General features: G+C 35.5%; 19 protein-coding genes. 9 read left to right on the top strand and 10 right to left on the bottom strand.

Annotated features, from left to right (window positions below):
- Positions 1-199 precede the first annotated feature (199 nt).
- Complete coding sequence (locus tag AC2A1G_RS16280; protein WP_484047961.1) at positions 200-1,150, bottom strand: LysR substrate-binding domain-containing protein; 951 nt, start codon at positions 1,148-1,150, stop codon at positions 200-202.
- 109 nt (positions 1,151-1,259) lie between these two features.
- On the opposite strand from AC2A1G_RS16280, the gene AC2A1G_RS16275 reads away from it, so the two are divergent.
- The 5 genes from AC2A1G_RS16275 to AC2A1G_RS16255 all read left to right on the top strand — a co-directional run bounded on the left by AC2A1G_RS16275 (position 1,260) and on the right by AC2A1G_RS16255 (position 5,533).
- Positions 1,260-2,747, top strand: a complete 1,488-nt coding sequence (locus tag AC2A1G_RS16275; RefSeq protein WP_484047960.1) for a catalase — start codon at positions 1,260-1,262, stop codon at positions 2,745-2,747.
- Between the two features lie 104 nt (positions 2,748-2,851).
- Complete coding sequence (locus AC2A1G_RS16270) at positions 2,852-3,619, top strand: enoyl-CoA hydratase-related protein (RefSeq protein WP_484047959.1); 768 nt, start codon at positions 2,852-2,854, stop codon at positions 3,617-3,619.
- Between the two features lie 30 nt (positions 3,620-3,649).
- On the top strand, positions 3,650-4,078 hold the full coding sequence (locus AC2A1G_RS16265; RefSeq protein ID WP_484048219.1) for a deoxycytidylate deaminase: 429 nt from the start codon (positions 3,650-3,652) through the stop codon (positions 4,076-4,078).
- Positions 4,079-4,103: 25 nt separating this feature from the next.
- Positions 4,104-5,018 (top strand): site-specific tyrosine recombinase XerD, encoded by a 915-nt coding sequence (gene xerD / locus AC2A1G_RS16260; protein WP_484047958.1) that lies wholly within the window; start codon positions 4,104-4,106, stop codon positions 5,016-5,018.
- Positions 5,015-5,533, top strand: a complete 519-nt coding sequence (locus AC2A1G_RS16255) for an NUDIX hydrolase (protein ID WP_484047957.1) — start codon at positions 5,015-5,017, stop codon at positions 5,531-5,533. Before xerD ends, AC2A1G_RS16255 begins: the two co-directional genes overlap by 4 nt.
- Here AC2A1G_RS16255 and AC2A1G_RS16250 read toward each other — a convergent pair.
- The 4 genes from AC2A1G_RS16250 to AC2A1G_RS16235 all read right to left on the bottom strand — a co-directional run bounded on the left by AC2A1G_RS16250 (position 5,530) and on the right by AC2A1G_RS16235 (position 9,799).
- Positions 5,530-5,988 carry a heme-binding domain-containing protein gene (locus AC2A1G_RS16250; protein WP_484047956.1) on the bottom strand — a complete coding sequence of 153 codons (459 nt, stop codon included), beginning with the start codon at positions 5,986-5,988 and terminating at the stop codon, positions 5,530-5,532. The genes AC2A1G_RS16255 and AC2A1G_RS16250 overlap by 4 nt on opposite strands.
- On the bottom strand, positions 5,988-7,745 hold the full coding sequence (locus tag AC2A1G_RS16245) for an Ig-like domain-containing domain (protein WP_484047955.1): 1,758 nt from the start codon (positions 7,743-7,745) through the stop codon (positions 5,988-5,990). The genes AC2A1G_RS16250 and AC2A1G_RS16245 overlap by 1 nt, the downstream gene beginning before the upstream one ends.
- Before the next feature lie 25 nt (positions 7,746-7,770).
- Positions 7,771-9,030 (bottom strand): serine hydrolase domain-containing protein, encoded by a 1,260-nt coding sequence (locus AC2A1G_RS16240; RefSeq protein WP_484047954.1) that lies wholly within the window; start codon positions 9,028-9,030, stop codon positions 7,771-7,773.
- Between the two features lie 205 nt (positions 9,031-9,235).
- Positions 9,236-9,799 carry a hypothetical protein gene (locus AC2A1G_RS16235; RefSeq protein ID WP_484047953.1) on the bottom strand — a complete coding sequence of 188 codons (564 nt, stop codon included), beginning with the start codon at positions 9,797-9,799 and terminating at the stop codon, positions 9,236-9,238.
- Between the two features lie 372 nt (positions 9,800-10,171).
- On the opposite strand from AC2A1G_RS16235, the gene AC2A1G_RS16230 reads away from it, so the two are divergent.
- The 4 genes from AC2A1G_RS16230 to AC2A1G_RS16215 all read left to right on the top strand — a co-directional run bounded on the left by AC2A1G_RS16230 (position 10,172) and on the right by AC2A1G_RS16215 (position 15,571).
- Entirely contained in the window at positions 10,172-12,037 is a 1,866-nt protein-coding gene (locus tag AC2A1G_RS16230) for a T9SS type A sorting domain-containing protein (protein ID WP_484047952.1), read from the top strand.
- A 34-nt stretch (positions 12,038-12,071) separates the two neighbouring features.
- Positions 12,072-13,937 (top strand): T9SS type A sorting domain-containing protein, encoded by a 1,866-nt coding sequence (locus tag AC2A1G_RS16225; RefSeq protein ID WP_484047951.1) that lies wholly within the window; start codon positions 12,072-12,074, stop codon positions 13,935-13,937.
- 323 nt (positions 13,938-14,260) lie between these two features.
- A complete protein-coding gene (locus AC2A1G_RS16220) occupies positions 14,261-14,674 on the top strand; it encodes a hypothetical protein (protein WP_484047950.1) in 414 nt (137 codons plus the stop codon).
- A gap of 198 nt (positions 14,675-14,872) precedes the next feature.
- On the top strand, positions 14,873-15,571 hold the full coding sequence (locus AC2A1G_RS16215) for an IS1 family transposase (RefSeq protein ID WP_484047949.1): 699 nt from the start codon (positions 14,873-14,875) through the stop codon (positions 15,569-15,571).
- Positions 15,572-15,576: 5 nt separating this feature from the next.
- Here the strand turns inward: AC2A1G_RS16215 and AC2A1G_RS16210 are convergent, their stop codons facing one another.
- The 5 genes from AC2A1G_RS16210 to AC2A1G_RS16190 all read right to left on the bottom strand — a co-directional run bounded on the left by AC2A1G_RS16210 (position 15,577) and on the right by AC2A1G_RS16190 (position 21,507).
- On the bottom strand, positions 15,577-16,509 hold the full coding sequence (locus AC2A1G_RS16210) for a 2-hydroxyacid dehydrogenase (protein ID WP_484047948.1): 933 nt from the start codon (positions 16,507-16,509) through the stop codon (positions 15,577-15,579).
- A 52-nt stretch (positions 16,510-16,561) separates the two neighbouring features.
- A complete protein-coding gene (locus AC2A1G_RS16205) occupies positions 16,562-17,089 on the bottom strand; it encodes an acyl-CoA thioesterase (RefSeq protein ID WP_484047947.1) in 528 nt (175 codons plus the stop codon).
- Positions 17,077-17,856, bottom strand: a complete 780-nt coding sequence (locus AC2A1G_RS16200; protein WP_484047946.1) for an HU domain-containing protein — start codon at positions 17,854-17,856, stop codon at positions 17,077-17,079. Before AC2A1G_RS16200 ends, AC2A1G_RS16205 begins: the two co-directional genes overlap by 13 nt.
- 162 nt (positions 17,857-18,018) lie before the next feature.
- On the bottom strand, positions 18,019-19,314 hold the full coding sequence (locus tag AC2A1G_RS16195; protein WP_484047945.1) for an HlyD family secretion protein: 1,296 nt from the start codon (positions 19,312-19,314) through the stop codon (positions 18,019-18,021).
- Positions 19,315-21,507: a peptidase domain-containing ABC transporter gene (locus AC2A1G_RS16190; RefSeq protein WP_484047944.1), complete on the bottom strand. Its 2,193-nt coding sequence runs from the start codon at positions 21,505-21,507 to the stop codon at positions 19,315-19,317.
- Positions 21,508-21,528 lie beyond the last annotated feature (21 nt).

Here is a 21,528-nt window from a genome sequence, read left to right as displayed (position 1 = left end):
AGGATAAAAAATGAATAATAATTGCCGGAAATAGCTGAAATAGAATACTGTTTTAGCATATTTTTAGAGAGGTTGCAATCAGGTCAAATTTTTCCTCGTTATCAAACGTCTGCAAATGTAAGCACTATTTTTCTAATACTCAAAACTTTTGACTTTGAAAATAAATGAAAAAAATCAGACTTTCATCTGATTTCTAATTCTATTGCGGCTTAATACTCACATAATCTTTCGGATTTTCGTAGTAATTAAGTTTGTCTTTCAGTGATTTTTTGATTGAATTCCCCAACTCATCAATGATTTTTTGTTTGAAGGTCGGCTTATAATAAATAATACTGATTTCACGATAAGGGAAAGGCTTTTTAAATTTAAAAACCTTCGTTTTCTGCTCATCTGAAAGTTGGTTTAAGGCAAGTTCAGGCAAAATACTGATTCCTCCCACTTTATCCACCATGTGCACCAAAGTCTGAATATTTGAAGCAAGGAAATCCAAATTTTTAGGCTTTAAAGTATTTTCCTTTAAATGACAGATGTTTTCAAACTGATTTCTCAGACAGTTACCTTCTTCTAAAAGCCAAACTTTTTCAGTATTCATTTCTTCTGGTACAATGAAGGTGTTTTTCTTGTTTGCTTCTGTATCTGAGCTGTAAATCATCAGCTCTTCATTGAAAAGAAAATCTTTGTAAAACTCGTTGGCATTATCGTAAGGGGTAGAAATAATTCCCGCATCAAGCTCACCTGATTTTAATGCCTTGATGATATTTTCGGTCGTCATTTCCTTCACATTCATCTGAATCTTAGGATTTTCCTGTAAAAACTGGAAGATTTCTGTCGGCAAAATAAAAGATGAAACCGTGGGAATAATCCCAAGATTTATGGTACCTCCTAAAATATTATTTAATAAATTCGCTTTGTTTTTAAGCTCGTTTACACCTTCAATAACTGTTTTAGCTTGGTCTATAATTTGCAATCCAACGTCGGTAGTTCGGATTGGATGAGTGGTTCTGTCAAAAACTTTCACATCCAGCTCATCCTCAAACTTCTGAATCATAGCGCTTAAGGTCGGTTGGGTAATAAAGCAGGCCTGTGCAGCTTTACCAAAATGTTTGTACTTATCTACAGCGATAAGATATTCCAATTGCTGAATGTTCATTCGATTAATATTATCTATTACAAAGATATGACGTTTTTGGTTTAGGCAATTAAAAATTCATCTAAATTTGAATCTGAAAAATTAAATATTTTATACAAATCATAAATAAATGGATACTAAAAAGTTAACCACAGGAAGTGGAGCTCCTTATTTCGAGCATCAGGATTCACAAACTGTAGGAGCAAGAGGTCCTGTTTTGCTTCAGGATTTTATTTTGCAGGAAAACCTTGCTCATTTCGTAAGAGAAAGAATTCCTGAAAGAATTGTGCACGCCAAAGGAAGTGGTGCTTACGGAAAATTTACCGTTACCCACGACATTTCAAAATATACCAAAGCAAAACTATTTTCTCAGGTTGGAAACTCATGCAAAATGTTTGCGAGATTCTCCACAGTAGGTGGTGAAAAAGGAAGTGCCGATACTGCAAGAGACCCGCGAGGTTTTGCTTTAAAATTTTACACTGAAGATGGCAACTGGGATTTGGTTGGAAACAACACACCCGTTTTCTTTATTAAAGATGCCAAAAAATTCCCTGACTTTATCCACACCCAAAAAAGAGTTCCTAAAACCAATCTGAAAAGCGCCACAATGATGTGGGACTTCTGGAGTTTGAATCCTGAATCTCTGCATCAGGTTTTAATTTTAATGTCAGACCGCGGTACACCGTACGGTTTCAGACACATGCACGGTTTTGGATCGCATACTTTCTCAATGATTAATGCCGGCAACGAAAGAACATGGGTTAAATTCCACCTTCTTACAAAACAGGGAATTAAAAACTTCTCTAATGAGGAAGCTGTAAAAATGGCAGGCGAAAATCCTGATTTTGCTCAGGAAGACCTTTGTAATGCGATTGACAGCGGCGATTTCCCGAAATGGACAATGTATATTCAAACGATGACCGAAGCTCAGGCCAACGAATTCAGATGGAATCCTTTTGACATCACAAAAGTTTGGTCACATGACGACTTCCCATTAATTGAAGTGGGAGAAATGGAACTGAATGAAATTCCTGTCAATTACTTTGCTCATGTTGAGCAATCTACTTTCTCACCGAGTAATCTAGTGAACGGAATTAGTTTTTCACCTGACAAAATGCTTCAGGGAAGACTTTTCTCTTATCCCGATGCTCACCGTTACAGAGTTGGGGTAAATGCACATCATCTTGAAGTCAACCGTTGTCCGTTTGCTGTTAACAATTACCAGCGCGACGGTTTTATGGCAGATTCAAGCCATTATCAGGACAAACCCAACTATCATCCGAACAGTTTTGATGATATAAAACCAGATTCAGCCTACAAAAATTTTGAGTATGAACTGGACAGCAATCACGTTGCGAATTATAACCGAAATGAAAATGATGATGACCACTACACTCAGCCCGGCTTACTTTACACAAAAGCAATGAAGCAGGAAGACCGTGAAAAACTCATCCACAACATAATAGACAGCATGAAAGGGATTGACGGACCGAAGAAAGACGAGATCATCAACAGACAGTTATGTCACTTTTTCAGAGCCAATATTGAGCTCGGAATGAAGGTTGCAGCCGGCTTACAAATAAGCATCGACGGAAACATGATGAATCACAATAAATAGTTTACGTTTCAAAATAAACTGTTAAAAGTGGAAAAAAATTACATTTTTCCACTTTTTTATTAAAAAAATTTATAATTTGCGTATTCATAAATGATTAAGCCAAAATGGAGTTTGAAAACATCCTTATAAGTAAAGAAGATAAAATATCTGTAATCACAATCAACAGACCAGCGAGCCTTAACGCACTGAATGCCAAAACAATTCACGAATTAAGCGAAGCATTTGAAAGCCTTAATAAAGATGCCGATGTGCGTGTTATTATTATTACAGGAAGTGGCGAAAAGTCTTTCGTTGCAGGTGCTGACATTAAAGAATTCACAGATTTTAGACAAAAAGAAGCAGAAGAATTAGCGAGAAACGGTCACAATTTGCTTTTTAATAAAATAGAAAACCTTTCAAAACCTGTCATTGCTGCAGTAAATGGTTTTGCACTTGGAGGTGGCTTGGAACTTGCGATGGCCTGCCACATCAGATATGCATCAGAAAATGCAAAACTTGGGCTTCCGGAGGTGACTTTAGGTTTAATTCCAGGTTATGGAGGAACACAGAGACTTCCAAAATTAGTAGGAAAAGGATTGGCAAACGAAATGATTTTTTCTGCAAAAATGATTACAGCACAGAGAGCCAAAGAAATTGGCCTTGTGAATGAGGTTTATACCATTGAAGAATTATTAAATAAAGCGAAAGAACTTGCAGCAACTATTGCCAACAACTCGCCAATGGCGATTGCAAAGGCGATAAGCGCGGTAAATCTTTCAGATACAGACAGAGGATTTGATACCGAAATTCAATATTTCGGAGAAGTTTTTGAGTTGGAAGACAAAAAAGAAGGCGTAACCGCTTTTCTTGAAAAAAGAAAACCCAACTTTTAAGCTTAGCGTTACTAATTATTTCAAAAAATGATGCAGATGTACAGTAAGTTTGATAAAGCTTATCTAAAAATGGCTCAGGAATGGGCAAAACTTTCTTACTGTAAAAGAAAACAGGTAGGAGCAATCATTGTGAAAGACAGAATGATTATCTCTGATGGCTACAACGGGACGCCATCCGGATTTGAAAACTGCTGCGAAGACGGGAACGGGCAAACCCATTGGTACGTATTACATGCGGAAGCCAATGCCATCCTGAAACTCGCAGGGTCTACACAATCTGCAAAGGGCTCTACACTTTACCTCACACTCTCGCCTTGTAAAGAATGCAGCAAGCTGATTTTACAGGCCGGAATTGAGAAACTGGTGTACATCAACGCATACTCAGATGATGAGGGAATTGCGTTTTTAAAAAATCATAATATTGAAATAATACAGGTAAATGAAGATGATTTAAATTAAAAAAAAACAATTAAAAAACACACAAATGACTTGGGAAGAAAAAATTAAGGATTTTGAAATATTTCTTCGTTTTGAAAGAAATTTTTCAGAAAACACACTCGATGCTTACGTTCGCGACATCAAAAAATTAAAAGATTATTCTGAAGAATCTTTGGAAAATACAGGACCTGACAGAATCAGCTACGAAAATCTGCAGGAATACATTTTCAGACTCAGCAAGCAAAAATTCAGTGAGAGATCACAGGCGAGATGGATATCATCAATCAAAGCATTTTTCAGGTATTTACTTGAAGACGAAGTGAGAGACGACAACCCTTCAGCTCTTTTGGAAGGTCCAAAACTTGGACTTTATCTACCCGACACTTTGAGCCTTACAGACATCAACAAAATCATCGGGGCAATTGAAATTTCGTCCAAAACAGGAAAAAGAAATCATTGCATCATTGAAGTTTTGTACGGATGCGGACTTCGTGTCTCCGAACTGATTGATATTAAAATCTCGAATATCAATTTTAAAGAAAATTATATTAAAATAAACGGTAAAGGAGACAAAACGAGATTCGTTCCTCTGGCTCATTATACCGCAGATCTCATCAAAGATTATATCTACGATGTAAGATCTGGATACAAAGTGGCTAAAAAACATGAAGACACTCTGTTTCTGAACAGCCGTGGCACTTCAATGTCGAGAGTGATTGTATTTTTGATTATTAAAGAATTGACAGATAAAGCGGGAGTGAGTAAGAAAATTTCACCTCACACATTCAGACATTCTTTTGCTACACACTTGCTTCAGAATGGGGCCGATCTTAGGTTTATACAGGAAATGCTGGGACATTCGAGCATCACGACAACTGAAGTGTATACGCATTTGAAAAATGAAGAATTAAGGGATGTGATTTTGAATTATCATCCTAGAAATGCTAATATTGCACAATGAAAAACTTAAATTTCTGCCCGAGTTGTGGCAAAGAAACATTCACTTGGAATCAGGAAAAAAAATGGAGCTGCACACAATGCAGCTTCGTTCTTTACCATAATGTTGCAGGTGCTGTTGCTGTAGTTATCCGTTGCGGAGATGAAATATTTCTTACAAAGAGAAATCAGGATCCGAAAAAGGGAAAACTGGATATGGCCGGTGGATTTATCGACCCTAAAGAATCTGCCGAAAACACCTGTAAAAGAGAATTGTATGAAGAATTGAAACTTACTATTGAAGTTTCAAACCTAAAGTATTTGGCAAGCCTCCCGAACGTTTATCAATACAAAGAAATTGATTACAACACAATTGATCTTTTCTTTGAATACACAGTAAAAGAAAAGTTTGAAGTCGATCTGGAAATCTCTGAAATTTCTGACACAGTCTGGATTACTTTAAATGAAATCAAGCTTGATGATATCGCTTTTGATTCTCAGAAAAAATTTCTTGAGACATACATCAAAACTTTTAATTAAAACTTACCGGATTTCAGAACGGATTCAAAATAATTGGTAAGTACAGTCTGCTGTGCTGTCGTAAATTTTGCCTCTTCATGGTATACAGTATATCCGGGAAGAGGCATTGTTTTGTTTTGAATGGTCTGAACGGATTTCTCAAGCATACTCTTTTTCAAATCTGCATTGTAGGATTTCCAGACTGAGAAATTGAGGTGTCTTCTGCCGTCATTGATGTGCGATTTTATTGACCATGAAATCGGTGCAATCTGAGCATATTTAGGATAAACCGTTTCGTCTGAATGACAGTCGTAACAGGCATTTTTAATCAGTACGGCAATTTCGGAAGGTGTATTTTGAGCCGTCACAAAATTAAGTTTTTGATCAACCGGCTTATTGATTTTATTCACCGGAATAAATTGAATCAATACAAAACCTACCAAAGCCCAAAAGAAAACTTTTTTTGCAGTCTTCATTATCTTCTGTTTTGAAGATTCATATTGTTGTTATCCTGCAAAAGTCCATTTTGATTTAGAGGATTTGTTGTATTTTTCTGTTGCTCGCTCGGCTCAGGTGTCTTCGGTTTTATAGCTTCCAAATCCAGAGTTTTGGTATCTTTCAGATCCCAGTTTTCTATAGAATCCCAGAGAGGTCGGGACAGAGCCAGTTTGTAATAAACAAAAGCATCTTCTGCAAAAGTTTCGTTTTTGAAATCGGCAGGATCCCAGAATCCGTTTTCATTATTGTCAACCAAAATTCTTACGATATATTCTGCGGATTTTACGATATCAAACTTCACCTCAGAGCCCGAGGTATATTTCTGATAAATCACCTTTTCGCCTGAATCCAAAAGCTGGATCCAGTATTTTGTAGTAGGAGCATTGGTCAGTTTAAATGTGAGACTTCCGTAATTCTCTACTTTATCTGCTTCAAAGTCAAATCTTTTAGAATCTGCATTCTTTTCATAATAAGATAAAACGGTCGTCTTAGGAACGGTAAGTGAATATTTTTTACCTTCTTTAAAATCAGACTTAATCAGAATTTCGTAAGGATTGGTTTCAGAAATTCTTGCCGTGAAGTTTTGCGAAATACTGTCCGTTTTCAATATCCATTTTTCAGGTTGAATTTTATCAACGATATAATTTGAAGTAATTTTAAAATCAGTCTTCGGTGGCAGAAGATTACCACCGATACCGTTTTCTAAGGACATTTTATTCTTCGTATTGTACTTGTAAAACAGCGAAGCATTAAAAAGTGAATCTTTAATAACGCCTGCATCATAAGTAAATTTCAGGTTTTCATTCGTCGTTTGCCCAATATCACTTTTTACCGCATCAAACCAGATTTTTACGGTATCAGATTTTGGTTTATGAATAACTTTAAAATCTGTAAGTTTTTCATTTAAAGGATTTACTTTTACAGACTCAGGATTTCCTTCAAAAGTCATCAGAACTCCGCCGGGCATTTCTTTCATCTCAATATATTTGACCGGTTTTTTGGAAGGATATAATCTTAAATTTAAACCGGAAATAGATTTTTCTACATTTACATCTTCTTTCTGGAAAGCAATTTTCTCTTTTCCGGGATCGTAGACAGAATTGGTATTTTCATCTTCGAAAGCAATAATCTTATACTTGCCTGGTGAGATATAATTCAGTTCATAATAACCGTCGTCATCCACTCTTGTGATGTAGTATGGCTTTTCGCGGTAGTTGATGGTATCTGAAACTTTATACAGCCCTACCACTTTTTTGTTTTCGGAAGTTGCTACTTTCCTGATGGCCATTCCGTCTTTTACCTCACCGGAAATGTAGAAATCATCTAGCTTATCGCCTGTAGAGAACGCAAAATTGTAGTATCGCAGAATATTAGATTCATTATTATCTGCAATAGAATTCCCAAAATTGAAATTGTAGGTGGTATTGGCCTGCAAAGTATCTGTCCATTGAATCAACAGCGATGTATTGGCAATATTGCCAGGAAGAATTCTCTTGATACTTTTGATGGGCGGAGAAATAATCAGATTTTTATTGATGTCTTTCAGCGTGATGTATTCGTCAAAATCTATTCTTAATTCTTTAATATTTCTTGAAACATTAATTCTTGTAGAGTCAATATTAGAACCGATAATATTCGGCGCAATGGTATCTTTAGAGCCACCGATTGGCGAGCCGACTCTTGCACAGGAATGCAAAAGAAGCAGCACCGTTAAAACTAAAAAAATTCTTTTCATGAAGATATTTGCGCAAAAATACTCATTATTCTCCGAAAACTTCAGTTCCTGTTTTCAGAGAGTCCTGATTTTCATTCATTATGTGATGCAGCTTGTCTTTCTGAGGTGGAAAATCTTCGAAAAGACCGGCTAAAGCGAGCGCCGAATACACTCTTCCCGAATACTTATTTCCGATAGCAACAATGGTTACTTTAGACTTGAGAAGATGGGCAAAGACTGAGTTTGTACCGTGCCACCAGCCGTTGTGGTAGGTCAGTTTTTCACCGTTATCAAAAATTTTCATTCTGAAACCTAAACCGTAATTGTTTTGGCCGGCCTTTTCGTTGCTGTACGGTTCGAAAATCATGTTTTTCAATTCAGGCTTTAGGAAATCTTTTGAAAATAAGGCTTTTGAAAAATTATAAAGATCTCTTGGTGTGGTGTAGACATTTTTATCACCATAAATTAAATCCAAACGGTCTAAAGGATACAGCCTGTTTCCGCCAAAATAGAACGATTGCGAAGCGGTAGGAATATCTTTCTCCTCAAAAATATAAGAATGCTGCATTTTTAAAGGTGCGAAAACCATTTCTTTCATCGCTTTCGGGAAAGAAGTTTTGGTCACCTTTTCAATCAGCAAAGCCAGAAGTGCGTAGTTGGTATTGCAATACATAAATCCGGTGTCGGTATCTCTTGCCAGCTCGGGTTTGTATTTGATGAGCATATTCAGCACATCCTGATTGGTTATGTAATTTTTGGAAAGTTCCGCCGGTGCAGGTTTTATTTTATCGATGAAATATTCGTATTTCGGGAGACCGCTTCTTTGATCCAATAAAGTCTGTATGGTCACATTGGGGTAAGGGAAACCGGGGAAATGATCTGTTAAATGATCCGTCAGCTTTAGTTTTCCGGCTTCAATTAATTTTAAAACCGCCATCGCTGTCATTGTTTTTGAAACGGAAGCTACATGAAGCGGAGTATCTTTATTGATGGGATTTTGATTTCCTTCTCTTGCAAAACCTCTGTAGCCTTCGAAGAGAATTTCGTCTCCTTTGGCGACCAGAATTCCGCCACTCAGATTGCCTCTGTCCCAAACCTTGTCGTAATATCCTTTGATGTATTGAATCGTAGCATCTTTACCGGAAAGGTAAGAATCTTCTTTGCTGAAAACCTCATCTAAATTGACATTTCCATAATTGGGAAGTTCGGAAGAGTATGCCTGCGCCTCCTTCTTTTCGGATTTATTTTTACATGAAATATTCAACAAAAAGACGGTTGCCGCCAGTAGCAATTTAAACTTCCTCATACCCAAATTAAAAAATGAACGGCAATTTAATAAAACTGAAAAGAATGACTGAATGAGGTTTGTAAATTATGAATTATTTAACATAATTGAAAAGGAAATCCGCTTCGGTTGGGAAGCGGATTTGTCATTTTGGCATAAACATTTTGCTGGGTATCGCTCCGTCATCTCTCCGTCGTTCCTCCGTCCAAAATATATTTTGTACCCGTTATAGTGTTTCTGATTTTTCTGACATGTTGGCAGGGTTATCTGAAGCAATAACCGTGATTTTATCTCCTGAGAGGTCGGGATTAGATACTGTAGAAATGTACACCCATTCTACACCATTATCTGTGGCATTTCCTTCTTCAACCAACGAACCATCTGCATTTTCGATTTTTACTGAAACTGAAATTACTTCAAAATCGTCTGTTACAGTGATTTTAATCTGATCCCCAGTATTTCCTGTGTAAGACGAAAGATCGATTTTTTCAATTTTAGGTGCATTGAGCAAATCTGCAACTGCAACATTGTAAGTACTTACCCCTTCTGACTGATCAGACATTGCTTCATACATCTGCTTTTTATCCGGGTCATTCAGAACGGATTTCGCATACAATACCGCCTTTTGAAATTTCTGCTTTTGGGCTTGCTGCTTTTCGCTCAGTTCACCTGTTCTTTCTTTCGGAGCTTTAGAAACAATTGTTTTTCCGTTTCTTTGGCTGAATACCAAAAGATCTCCCACTTTCCCACTCAATCCGTGGGTTACGATGTTGTTTTTACTTTGTGCCATTGTGTGTTTTTTTAATTGTTAATGGTAATTCAAATCTAAAAATAATTTTCATTATAAATCACTATTTGTAGTAAAATATTTTCAAATCTGATTTTCCGTGTTTAATAATCACTAACGCAACAGTACAGCAAATTAAAACTGTTTTCAGCTGTTAAAATGAAATTACCGAAAATATAGCCTACAATGCTCTATCTATCGTGTGGTGGCGTAGTGCACGTATTTTGTCTTCATCACATTTATTTTCCATGCATAATTTAAACATTCTATATCTTTTTTCAATATTTGATGAAAAATTTTAAAATTTCCTTAAACATCTGTTTTAATTTAATAAGAAAAAACTTATTTTTACGGGACTAACCAAATCAAACCAGCATGAAAAAATTTACTTTACTTTTTATTCTTTCATTTTCTACGCAATTATTAATATCACAAACCTACACCTACCAATGGGCGAAAACAGGTGGTGCTACCAATGGAAGTAGCGGAGCAGGATTTACACAGTCCACGGATGAACATATTTTGGACATTGCGATTGATAACCAGAATAATAGCTATTACATAACATCTATGTTTGACAGCGCCCCTCTATTGGATGGTCAGCCTGTTACTAATTACGGATCCAAAGATATTGTACTATTCTCAACCGACTGTCAAGGAAATGTTCGATGGTCTAGAACGATTGGCGGAGGTGGTAATATGAGTGAAAATACTCAAAAAATTGTACTGGATAACAATGGCGGTCTATATCTGACTTTTGGTGTTGGTAATGGTTCCAGTGTTAGTAGTAGTCAGTATCTACCCCCTCGTTTTGGAGATAATAATGTTCTGCCTTTAGTAAGCAATAATTTTATGGATCCTCAGGAAGCTTTGAGATCTGGTTTTTTACTAAAATATAATACAGCTGATGGAAATTTAGTTTGGAGAAAAGATTTTCAGGGAGATGTATCCGCACTTAATTCTGGTATGGATTTTAGTCCACCAATTATGGACTCACAAAATAATATTCACGTAATATGTGGTTTTCAATTTGGAACTCATCTTAATGGAATGGTGACTGTGCCAAGTTCTTATAATTCAAGTCAAAATTTTCAATACTATCTGGTGAAATATGATACAAATGGAAATATTGTTGGAACACCTTTAATGATTCCCCTAACAGGCTCAACCACTTTTAAAGGCGGTTACTTAAATTTTATTTTAGATGAGACAAGTAATATTTACTATTTAGCAGGATCTAGAAATTTTGCTGGGAGCAGCGGATTGAACTTTTCATACAACAGTACAGCAATCACCCAAAATGCTTTTGTTTTAGCTATTAACTCTACCAACTTGACGGAATTGTGGAGAAAAGAAATTAATAATGGTACTGCAGGTTCACCCAGTGATTATATTTTTGGTTTAAAAAAAGACCCTACTTCCAGTGATATCTATATTTCAGGGAGATTTTTTAAAGGAGGTTACAACCCAACATTATCAAGTTTCGGCACTTACAGCTTTAATACACCACTCATTGGGCAGATTAGTTTTGCAATGAAACTTAGCAGTTCAGGAAATGTACTTTGGTGTAATAATTTAACTGCTTTATCAGACGGAGGTTTGGATGCTTTTATTGTTAACGCCCGAATGCCTATAGCAATTAATGGTAATGAAATACTTTTTGCCAAAGGAAGTATAAGAGAAGTTTGGGGGAATTATGCAATGACAAGACCTGCCAATGATAGAACTGACCCCTTGCTTGTAAGATTCAACAAAGATACGGGTGCAGTCAATGGGACTTATGAAGTTCAGGGAAGCTATGGTCAGGAGGATCATTTTACAGCTGTGGCTGTAGATATTGACAACAATATTATGTTGGGTGGATTTATAAATTCACAGCTGTTTACTGCAACAAATGATAATGTAGCAACCATAAGCAATGCATCGGGAAGCAGTAAAACAGATTTCTTTTTTGCAAAACTGGCAACTTCTGCTACTTGTTCAGCACTATCTGTAGAAGAAACCGCTGTTGAGGCAGGACTACAGTTTTATCCAAATCCCGTTCAGGATTTTCTGACGATTAAAAGCAAAAATAAACTTGAAAGCTACGAAGTGTATTCTTCTGTTGGACAAACAGTTTTAAGAGGAAATTTAGGGAATACAAATGCTCAGATTAATATGAGTGCTTTGACAGCAGGTGTTTATTATGTCAAAGTAAAAACAGAGAAGGCTGTGGTGACGGAGAAGGTTATCAAAAAATAAGTCTGTCATAGGAAGACACAACTGAAATATTATTATGAAAAATAACATTTACTTAGTTACAGCTATGCTGTTTTCTTTGCTTTATCAAAGCCAGACTTACACCTATCAATGGGCAAAAACAGGAGGTGCATCCAATGGATTGAACCAAATTGGATTTAATCACGGAGATGATGAGCATATTTTAGATATAGCGGTTGATAACCAAAATAATAGCTACTTCATTACTGCTATTTACAGCGTCAACCCACTTTTAGATGGACAGCCTGTAACCAACTATGGATCTAAGGATATAGTAGTATTCTCAACAGACTGCATGGGGAATATTCGCTGGAAAAGAACAATTGGCGGAGGTGGTCAATCTGAGAATACTCAAAAAATTCTTTTAGACAACAATGGAGGTCTTTACTTGACTTTTAGTGTTGGCAATACCTCTAGTGTCAGTAGCAACCAATATTTACCTCCTCGTTTTGGTGACAATAACGTTCTTCCTCTTGTAAGCAATAATTTTATGGATCCCCAGGAAGCTTTGAGAACTGGTTTTTTACTAAAATATAATACAGCTGATGGAAATTTAGTATGGAGAAAAGATTTTCAGGGAGACGTCTTAGCATTGAATAGCCCAATGGATTTCAGCCCTCCAATTATGGACTCACAAAATAATATTCATGTAATCTGTGGCTTTAATTACGGAACTCACTTAAACGGAATGGTAACCGTACCAAGTTCTTATAATTCAAGTCAAAATTTTCAATATTATTTGGTAAAATACAATACAAATGGAGATATTTTGGGAACACCATCTCTACTTCCTATTACTGGAAGAACAAATTTTCGAAATGGTTATCTGAGTTGGATGTACGATGAAGCAAACAGTCGATACTATCTTGCAGGCTCTAGAAACACAGAGGGCAGTGGGTCAAACGGTAGCGCTCTCTCTTATAATAATGTTCCTATCGATGGTTCCGGTTTTTTGCTCGCTTTCAGTAGCACAACTTTCGCAGAGTTATGGAGACGTGAGCAGACTGTTAATAATCCGATTGGCGCTATGTTTCTTACAGGATTGAAAAAAGATCCAATTACAAGTGATATTTACATTTCAGGAAAATTTGGTACAGTAAATAATACCATATCTTTTGGTAGCGACTTTACTTTTTCAACACCTCTAAATGGAATTATAAGTTTTGTAATGAAATTAGGAACAAGCAATACTTCAAGCAATGTCATTTGGTGTTCATATCCTACTTCTCTATCTGATGGTTCTACTCAGGTCGCTATTGAAAATGCCCGTATGCCTATTGTAATTAAAGGAAATGAAGTTCTTTTTGCCAAAGGAAGCATAAGAGAAACCTGGGGGAATTTTCCAATGATACGACCTACAAATGTGCGTACAGATCCTTTGGTTGTAAAATTTGATAAAACTACAGGTCTTGTTACTGGAACTCACGAAGTCTTGGGAAGCGGAGGATCGGAAGAACATTTCACCGCAATAGCTGCTGATAATGATGGCAATATTATGTTGGGTGGTTTTATCAATGGGCAATTGTTTACAGATCCCAATGATGGTGTCCCCACAATCAGCAATGCAGCTGGGTCTCAAAAAACAGATTTTTTCTTCGCTAAACTTGCCAACGTAGCGTGCTCTACAATGTCTGTGGAAGAAACTTCTGCAGAAGCTGGTTTACAGTTTTATCCAAATCCAGTTCAGGATTTCCTAACCATTAAAAGCAAAAATAAACTTGAAAGCTACGAAGTGTATTCTTCTGTTGGGCAAAGTGTTTTAAGAGGAAACTTAGGGAATACGAATGCACACATTAATATGGGTGCTTTGACTGCTGGAGTTTATTATGTGAAAGTGAAGACTGAAAAAGCTGTGGTGACGGAGAAGATGTTGAAGAAGTAGTTACGAGCGTGACGCTCTTACCAGCAGTGGAATTGATAACATTTTAGTTTTTAGAATGTTTGGCTTTTAAAGACTGACCACACGAATGGATTCGTGCGGCAGCGGAGGGAGAAGCTATATCAGAATATCGCGGTTATGATTTCGAACTAAATTATGTTCCATACAACATTAATCCAGAAGCAATAAAAGAATTAAATACACGTATCAAAATAATAACTTTTGTAACAAAAGCTGATCCAAATCAATTTAAAGTGAAATAGCATGAAGTCAATTACAGTTTTATTTTTTATTTTTTTTATAACAATTTTTTTTCACAAGAAATATTGAAAGACGAGTATATGATATATGCTCAAATAGCAATGAAATTTAATTATCCAGTAGAAAAATTAAATATTAACCTTTCGAAAAATGAAAGAGAATTTCTTCTTAAAAGTAGAAATTCTGTTGAAAAAGAAATAGGACGGATTAAATTATATCAAGAATTCAATACTTCTAAACTTGATGAAATTATTAAACAATACAAGAAAGATAAATCCATTGCTACCGAAATTGATCCTTTCGAAAAAAATAAACAAGTTCTTACTTGTAGTCCAATTTACTTCAAGAATCATAGTGAAGCTTACATTTATGTTGAAGCAAAACTAGATTATACTGAGAAGCCTATTACTCGCGTTTTTAAAGCAAAGAAGCAACAGGATAATTATTGGTTATTAGAAGATCATATTAGTTATTATTGATGAATAGGGTAATGTGGGTAATGTATCAGATGTGTTGGTTTCCCTTATTGATCAATGTGGTAGTGTATCAGAGTTAGTGATACAACATTTCCAAAATGTAAATCATTGATTTTTAAAACTAATTTAAAATTTAATAATCAAAACAAGAGTAGGCATTTCCCTACTCTTGTTTATTTTAGCAGAAAAAAACATATCTAAATGACTGAAGATCATTCCTCGTGTTTCAGAGTTAGTGATGAGATAAAATGTAAAAATTGCTTTTCGAAAAACATTATCAAAAACGGAACTACCAAAACTAAAAAACAGCAGTTTATTTGTAAGAATTGTGGCAAGAGATTTCTGCTGTTTTACACCTATCAAGCCTATAGAAAAAATATTGATTCAAAAATAATTCAATTTACAAAAGAAAGTATAGGCATCCGAAGTACCGCAAGAATTCTAAAAATTTCTACAACTACACTCCTAAAAAGAATTTTATTGATCGCTCAAAATATTCAGCAACCCATCGTTTCAACAAATAAAGAATATGAAGCTGATGAATTGAGACTTTTTATTAAAAGTAAAAATAATCTTCAGTGGCTTGTTTATGCAATAGAAAAAGTGAGTAAGAAAGTTGTAAGTTTTTATATAGGAAAACGCACGAATAAAACATTGAAGACTGTTGTTAAAACACTTCTAAACTCAAATCCACAAAAAATCTATACAGACAAGCTCCGAAATTATCAATATTTAATCCCAAAAGAAATTCATTCTACCAAAAGATTCTGTACAAATTCAATCGAAAGAAAAAATCTTTCGATAAGAACACATTTGAAAAGATTGAACAGAAGGACAATTTGTTTTAGTAAAAGTCTTTTAGTTTTAAACTCTATTTTGAAAATTTACTTTTGGCTATAAAGGACTCACTTATAAAACCCTGCCACAATCTTATCCACAATCACCTGCGCCAGTTTTTCTTTGCTTTGGTGCGTCCAGCCGGCGATGTGTGGAGTGACAATAGCTTTTTCAGAGTTTAAAAGATAATCTAAATCTTCATTATCAGATTCTAATTTTTCAAAAGAAGCCTTTTCGTATTCCAAAACATCGAGGCAGGCGCCTTTTACCTTTCCTGATTTCAAAGCTTCAACTAAATATTTCGTTTCAACGTTTTTACCTCTGGCTGTGTTGACGAAATAGAAATCATTTTTCATTTGTGAAATAAATTTCTCATCAATCAGATAATGCGTTTCGTCGGTCAATGGAATGTGCAGACTTAAAACCTCAGCTCTTTTTTTCAGTTCGTCAAGACTGACCTGCGTGGCAAATTCATCTGAAAGGTTGGGAAGAATATCATGAAAGATTACCTTACAGCCAAACCCTGAAAGTCTTTTGGCTGTCGCTTTTCCCATATTTCCGTAGCCGATTAATCCGACTGTTTTGCCTAAAAGTTCGTCTCCACGGTTTTCTTCACGAAGCCAGATTCCGTTTTTTACCTCATTGGAAGCAATGAAAAGTCGGTTCATTAAAACCAACAGCATTCCAACAACATGCTCGGCGACAGAATCACGGTTTCCTTCGGGTGAATTGATGAGTTGAATGCCGAGTTTTTCAGCTATAGGAATGTCGATGTTTTCCATCCCCGCTCCTACTCTGGCGATGAATTTGAGATTTTTGCCGTGATCAAGAAAGTTTTTATCCAAAGGAATTCTACTGCGAATGATGACACCATCATAGTTTTCAATTTTCGCACAAACCTCATCGTAGGAAGACGTAAAATCCTCTTCAAGAATAAAGTTTTTGGCTAAAAGCTGTTCGGTAATTAAAGGGTGGTTTTTGTCTAAAAGTAAGATTCTCATGATCTCAGATTGCATTTAAAAATAAACGGAAGAAAAATTCTTCCGTTGTTATTTATGATTCGATTTCTCCAGAAAATAATTTCTTCAGTTCCACAGAATCTGTGGGTTTCATTCTTCCTGAAAGAATCAGCGAAAGCTCTTTTCTTCGCAAAGCGGCAGCGTGTCTTTCTATTTCAATTTCGGTTTCAGGTTCCATATCCGGAATTGGGATGGGTCTGTTGAATTCATCCACGGCCACAAAAGTGTAAATCCCTTTGTTGGTTTGAATTTTCTTGTGATTGATAGGATCATCCAACCAAACATCCACATAAATCTCCATAGAAGTTCCGAAAGCGCGGGAAACTTTCGATTCCATCACCACAATTCCGCCTTCAGGGATTGGATGATCGAAAGATACGTGGTTTACAGATGCCGTTACCACTCTCCTTTCGCAGTGTCTTGTTGCGGAGATAGATGCACATCTGTCCATTCTTGCCAGTAACTCGCCACCGAAAAGGTTTCTCAGTTGGTTGGTGTCGTTAGGAAGAACGATATTCGTCATTACCGTAAGAGATTCTGACGCTTTTTTTATTTTTGCCATTTAGATTTTCTTTTTTTAGGATACCATTTTCTTGGTGTATGTTTGCGGATAGAGTCCTTTCTGATAGAATCTATTTTCAGAGAATCTGCTTTGAAAGCGGCTCTTTTAATAGAATCCGAAATTTTTAGTTGAGCAGAATCCAGTTTTGTGGGAACTGTTTTTTCTATTCGTCTCGTTTTGGTCTGTGCAGAAAGACTGTCGAAAGATTTATTACCGAAAATCAGTTCCTTTTGTGTAATTCCCAGATAAATCAAGCCTGCAACAGGAATTGCGATAAGGAAAATCCACAAAATAGATTTGCTGAATTTATAATCTTTTTCTTTTGTGCTGGCTTCAATTAATTTTTCACCATCGCTGATATCTGAAAAACGGATTTCTTCCAAACCATAAAAATCCGGATGATCTGAGGCTAATCTTTTACCGAAAAACGCAATCCCATTGTCGCCCTGCTCGATTTGTCCGAGGTTTTGGATTTCAAGAGAATGGTCTGCCTGAAGCTTTTTCTTCCAAAAATCGGTCTGAATTTGCAGTTCGTTTTTTGAAGCCTCAAAACTGGTTTGCTTTTTTGAAGCAATATAATTGATGAGGTCATCAGATTCTGCCAGATAATCTACTTTAAAACCAATCTGACTGGATGGCGGAAGGATGCTGCCATTTTCAGGATCTAGTTTTGCTTTCGAATTTTCGAGGTAAAAAACACCAAATCCGGCAACGGTAACGCTTCCGTGCTTCTTCAGATATTCTAAAATGTATGCTGAAATATTCATTTGGCGACAAATTTATGACTTTTTCGTGACTTTTTGAGAGATTTGTTTGTAACGAATCTTATTGATTAACGCTCCAATAAACACATTAATCTAAATATTTTTTTCTAAAAACAATCTCAAAAATGGGTTGTAAACAAGTTATTTGTCAAAAAAAGTTGCGATTTATGAATTACTTCCCAGTAATTTCCTGATTTGATAGAACAACCTTTCAATCAACCGCAGATCCTCTGTTACAATCTCGCCATTCCCGCGTAACTCCTTATCAAATTTAAGAGTTTTGTTATACGAAGTTTTCAGACCTTTAGGAAGAATAACATCGACATAATAATTTCCTTTATCGTCAGGAATCAGTGAGATATTCTTTACTTTTCCTTCTACAATTCCAAACTCCTGAAAACGATAGTTATCCAACTTAATAAGAACTTTTTCGCCAGGAATAATTTTTCCTGTATTTGCTGCAGGAACAGACATCCGACCTACCAATTGCTCTGTGTGATCCGGTAAAATTGAAACAATAGGATCTCCCGCTTTTACAAACTGATTTTCTCCAAAAAACTGCTGAAAACTTGCTACGCCATTTGTAGAGGAAGTAATGAGATAGCTTTGTTCCCATTGCTTCAAAGATTTTCTTAACTGCTCAAACAACTGCAGTGTTTGGGAAGAATAATTAATTTTGTCCTTTTCTGAATTGATGGTTGTTCCGCTTTTTGTTTTATTTAAATTTGAGACACTTTCCTGCGTCTGAGAAATGGAAATATTGATATTTTCTAAATTCTGCTGAGCCTGAAGATATTTTATTTTCTCATTCTCCATTTCCATGGCAGAAATTACACCCTGATTGTATAGTTCCTGTGAGCGCTGGTAATTCTTGTTTGTAAGCTCATATTTTGTGAGCTCCAGCTTTTTTTGAAGTTGCAGGTTAGCTATTCTGCCTTTCGATTCAGATAAACTTTGGTTGGCTGCTAAATTTTCAGGAGCATAAGGCTGCAATCTTGAAAATAAACTTTCATCCTGAAATGCTTTTGAAAAGTTATTGTAATCACCCTGTAGTTCACCTAATTTAAAATGTGATGTTTTTCTAAGTGGAAATGAAAGTAAATCGTTTGGAGAAAGAGAATCAACCAATTTTTTAAGCTCCAAAACATCCGAATAATTAGCCGTGGACTGCAGAACAAACAGAATATCTCCTTTTTTTACTTTCTGATGGTCTTTTATAAAAATTTTCTCAATCTTTGAGCTGCTTCTTGCTTCAATTTTCTCCGGCGGGTTTTGAGAAGTTACCAAAATTGGTGCAGGAATAAATTCGGGATATTTGATAATACAGGAAAATATTGTTAGTACAATAAAAAATCCAAATAAAATAGTATTTCCCCAGAGAAAAATAGATTTTGGAGGGTGTGAAAGAACATCACTAACCTCTTCACTATAAATTTTTAAGTCGTCTTGTTGTTCATTCATTTAGTTGCCTAGTTCTAATTGATTTTTTACCAATTCGTAATATTTTCCTCTTTGAGCTGCTAGTTTTTCGTGGTTTCCTTGTTCAACTATATTTCCATTTTCAAGAACAATAATATTATCTGCATTTTTAACTGTGCTTAAACGATGTGCGACAATTATAGATGTTTTTCCCTGAATAAAACTATTTAGTTTTTCCATTATATTTTTTTCGTTGTTTGCATCTAAAGAACTGGTGGCTTCGTCAAAAAACACATAAGATGGATTTTTGTAAACAGCACGGGCGATCATTAATCGTTGCTCTTGTCCTCCACTAAGTCGAATACCAGAAGTTCCTAATTCTGTATTAAATCTATTTGGTAATCTTTCTACAAATTCATCAATATTAGAAACATAAGAAGCCATTTTTAATTTTTCTCTGTCAATAATCTCACTTTGTTCAGATTCTGAGATATTTCCTGCAATAGTATCGTTAAATATAAAAGTCTCTTGAAGAACTGCGCCACAATTTAATCTCCAAAAATCATTATTTATATTTTTCAAATCCGTAGTTCCAATATGTATACTTCCTTCCGTTGGCTCGTAAAATTTGAGTAGAAGTTTAATTAACGTTGTTTTTCCACTTCCACTTGCGCCCACTATTGCGGTAGTTTTTCCTTCAGGAATTTCCAGAGACAAGTTCTTTAAAACCAAAGGAGAAGATTTACTTCCGTATCTGAAATTAAGATTTTTAATAACAATAGTTTTCTGATTCGGAAGTTCTTTCATTTTTTCCAATTTTTGATTATCCTCATCTTCAATGGAATGAACTTGGGATAATCTTTCCAGACTTATTTTTGCATCCTGCCATAATTGAATGAAACTTATAAAACTAGCCAAAGGGGCATTCAACTGTCCTACAATATATTGAATGGAAAGCATCATACCCAAAGTAATATCTCCCTTTACAACAGCAGTTGCGGATAAAAACGTGATGATTATATTCTTTAGTTCATTGATAAAATTAGAACCAATACTTTGATATTGTGTTAGTTTTAGTCCACTCATTGAAATTTTAAAAAGGCTTATTTGAATCTGTTCCCATTTCCAACGATTTTTCCTTTGAGAATTATTTACCTTTATTTCTTTTACACCATTTATAATTTGGACTAAAGAGGTTTGACTTTGAGACATTTGATCAAAATTTTTAAAATCAATTTCTGCTCTCTTCTTCAAAAAGAAAAATGTCCAACCTATGTAAAAGATTGCACCAATAATAAAAACCAAAAATATTTTTAGATTATAAAAACCTAATACAACACCAAATACCACAAACAAAACAATAGAATACAGCATACCAAAAGAGGATGAAGATATAAAATTTTGTATTCTGGTATGATCCGTAATTCTCTGCAAATGTTCTCCCGTATTTCTTGTATCAAAAAAATTAACAGGGAGTTTAAGCATCTTAAATAAAAAATCGGATACCATTTTTATGTGGAAACGTCCATTAATATGCAACATTAGCCATTCTCTAAAAATGCTGACTAAAGTTTGGGTAACAAACAACACAAGTTGTGCAATAAGCACAAGATAAATGAACGAAATATCATGATTGTTTACTCCAATATCTACAACGGATTGCACAAAAAAAGGAAGCGAAAACTGTATAACAATTCCCACAATTAAACCTAACAAAAGTTGATGTATTATTCTTTTGTAAGGAAGTAAATAGGGAATCAAAAATGAAAATCCTTTGTTTTTTGATTTGTCTTCTTCCTGTAAATGAAAATTTGTATTAGGCTCGAGCAACAAAACAAATCCTGTATTATCGGAGGTGTTTGTCCAAGCTTCTAAAAATTCTTGATGAGAATATTCTAACAACCCTTGTGCCGGGTCAGCTAGATGAATTTTATTTATGGATGTTTTGTAAACAACCACAAAATGCTTTTGTCTCCAAGGAACAATAAACGGAGTAGGTGCTTCATTAACCAAACTTTCCAAAGAAATACGCATTCCAAGAGTCCGCATTTCTATAGACTCGGCTGCATCGGCTATCCCAGCCATATTTACTCCTGTTCGGGTAATTCCTGCTTTATCACGTAAAAATTCTCTTGAAAACGTTTTACCGTAAAATTTGGCAATCATCCGTAAACAAGTCGGACCACAATCACGATAATCCAACTGCCTAAAAAAAGGAAATTTCTGTTTCTTCATTCTTTCTTCTATCTAGCAGCC

Source organism: Chryseobacterium sp. HNCC26DJ240 (assembly GCF_057180485.1).
The sequence above is the reverse complement of the archived record's forward strand: the minus strand, read 5'-3'. Positions and strand labels throughout refer to the sequence as shown.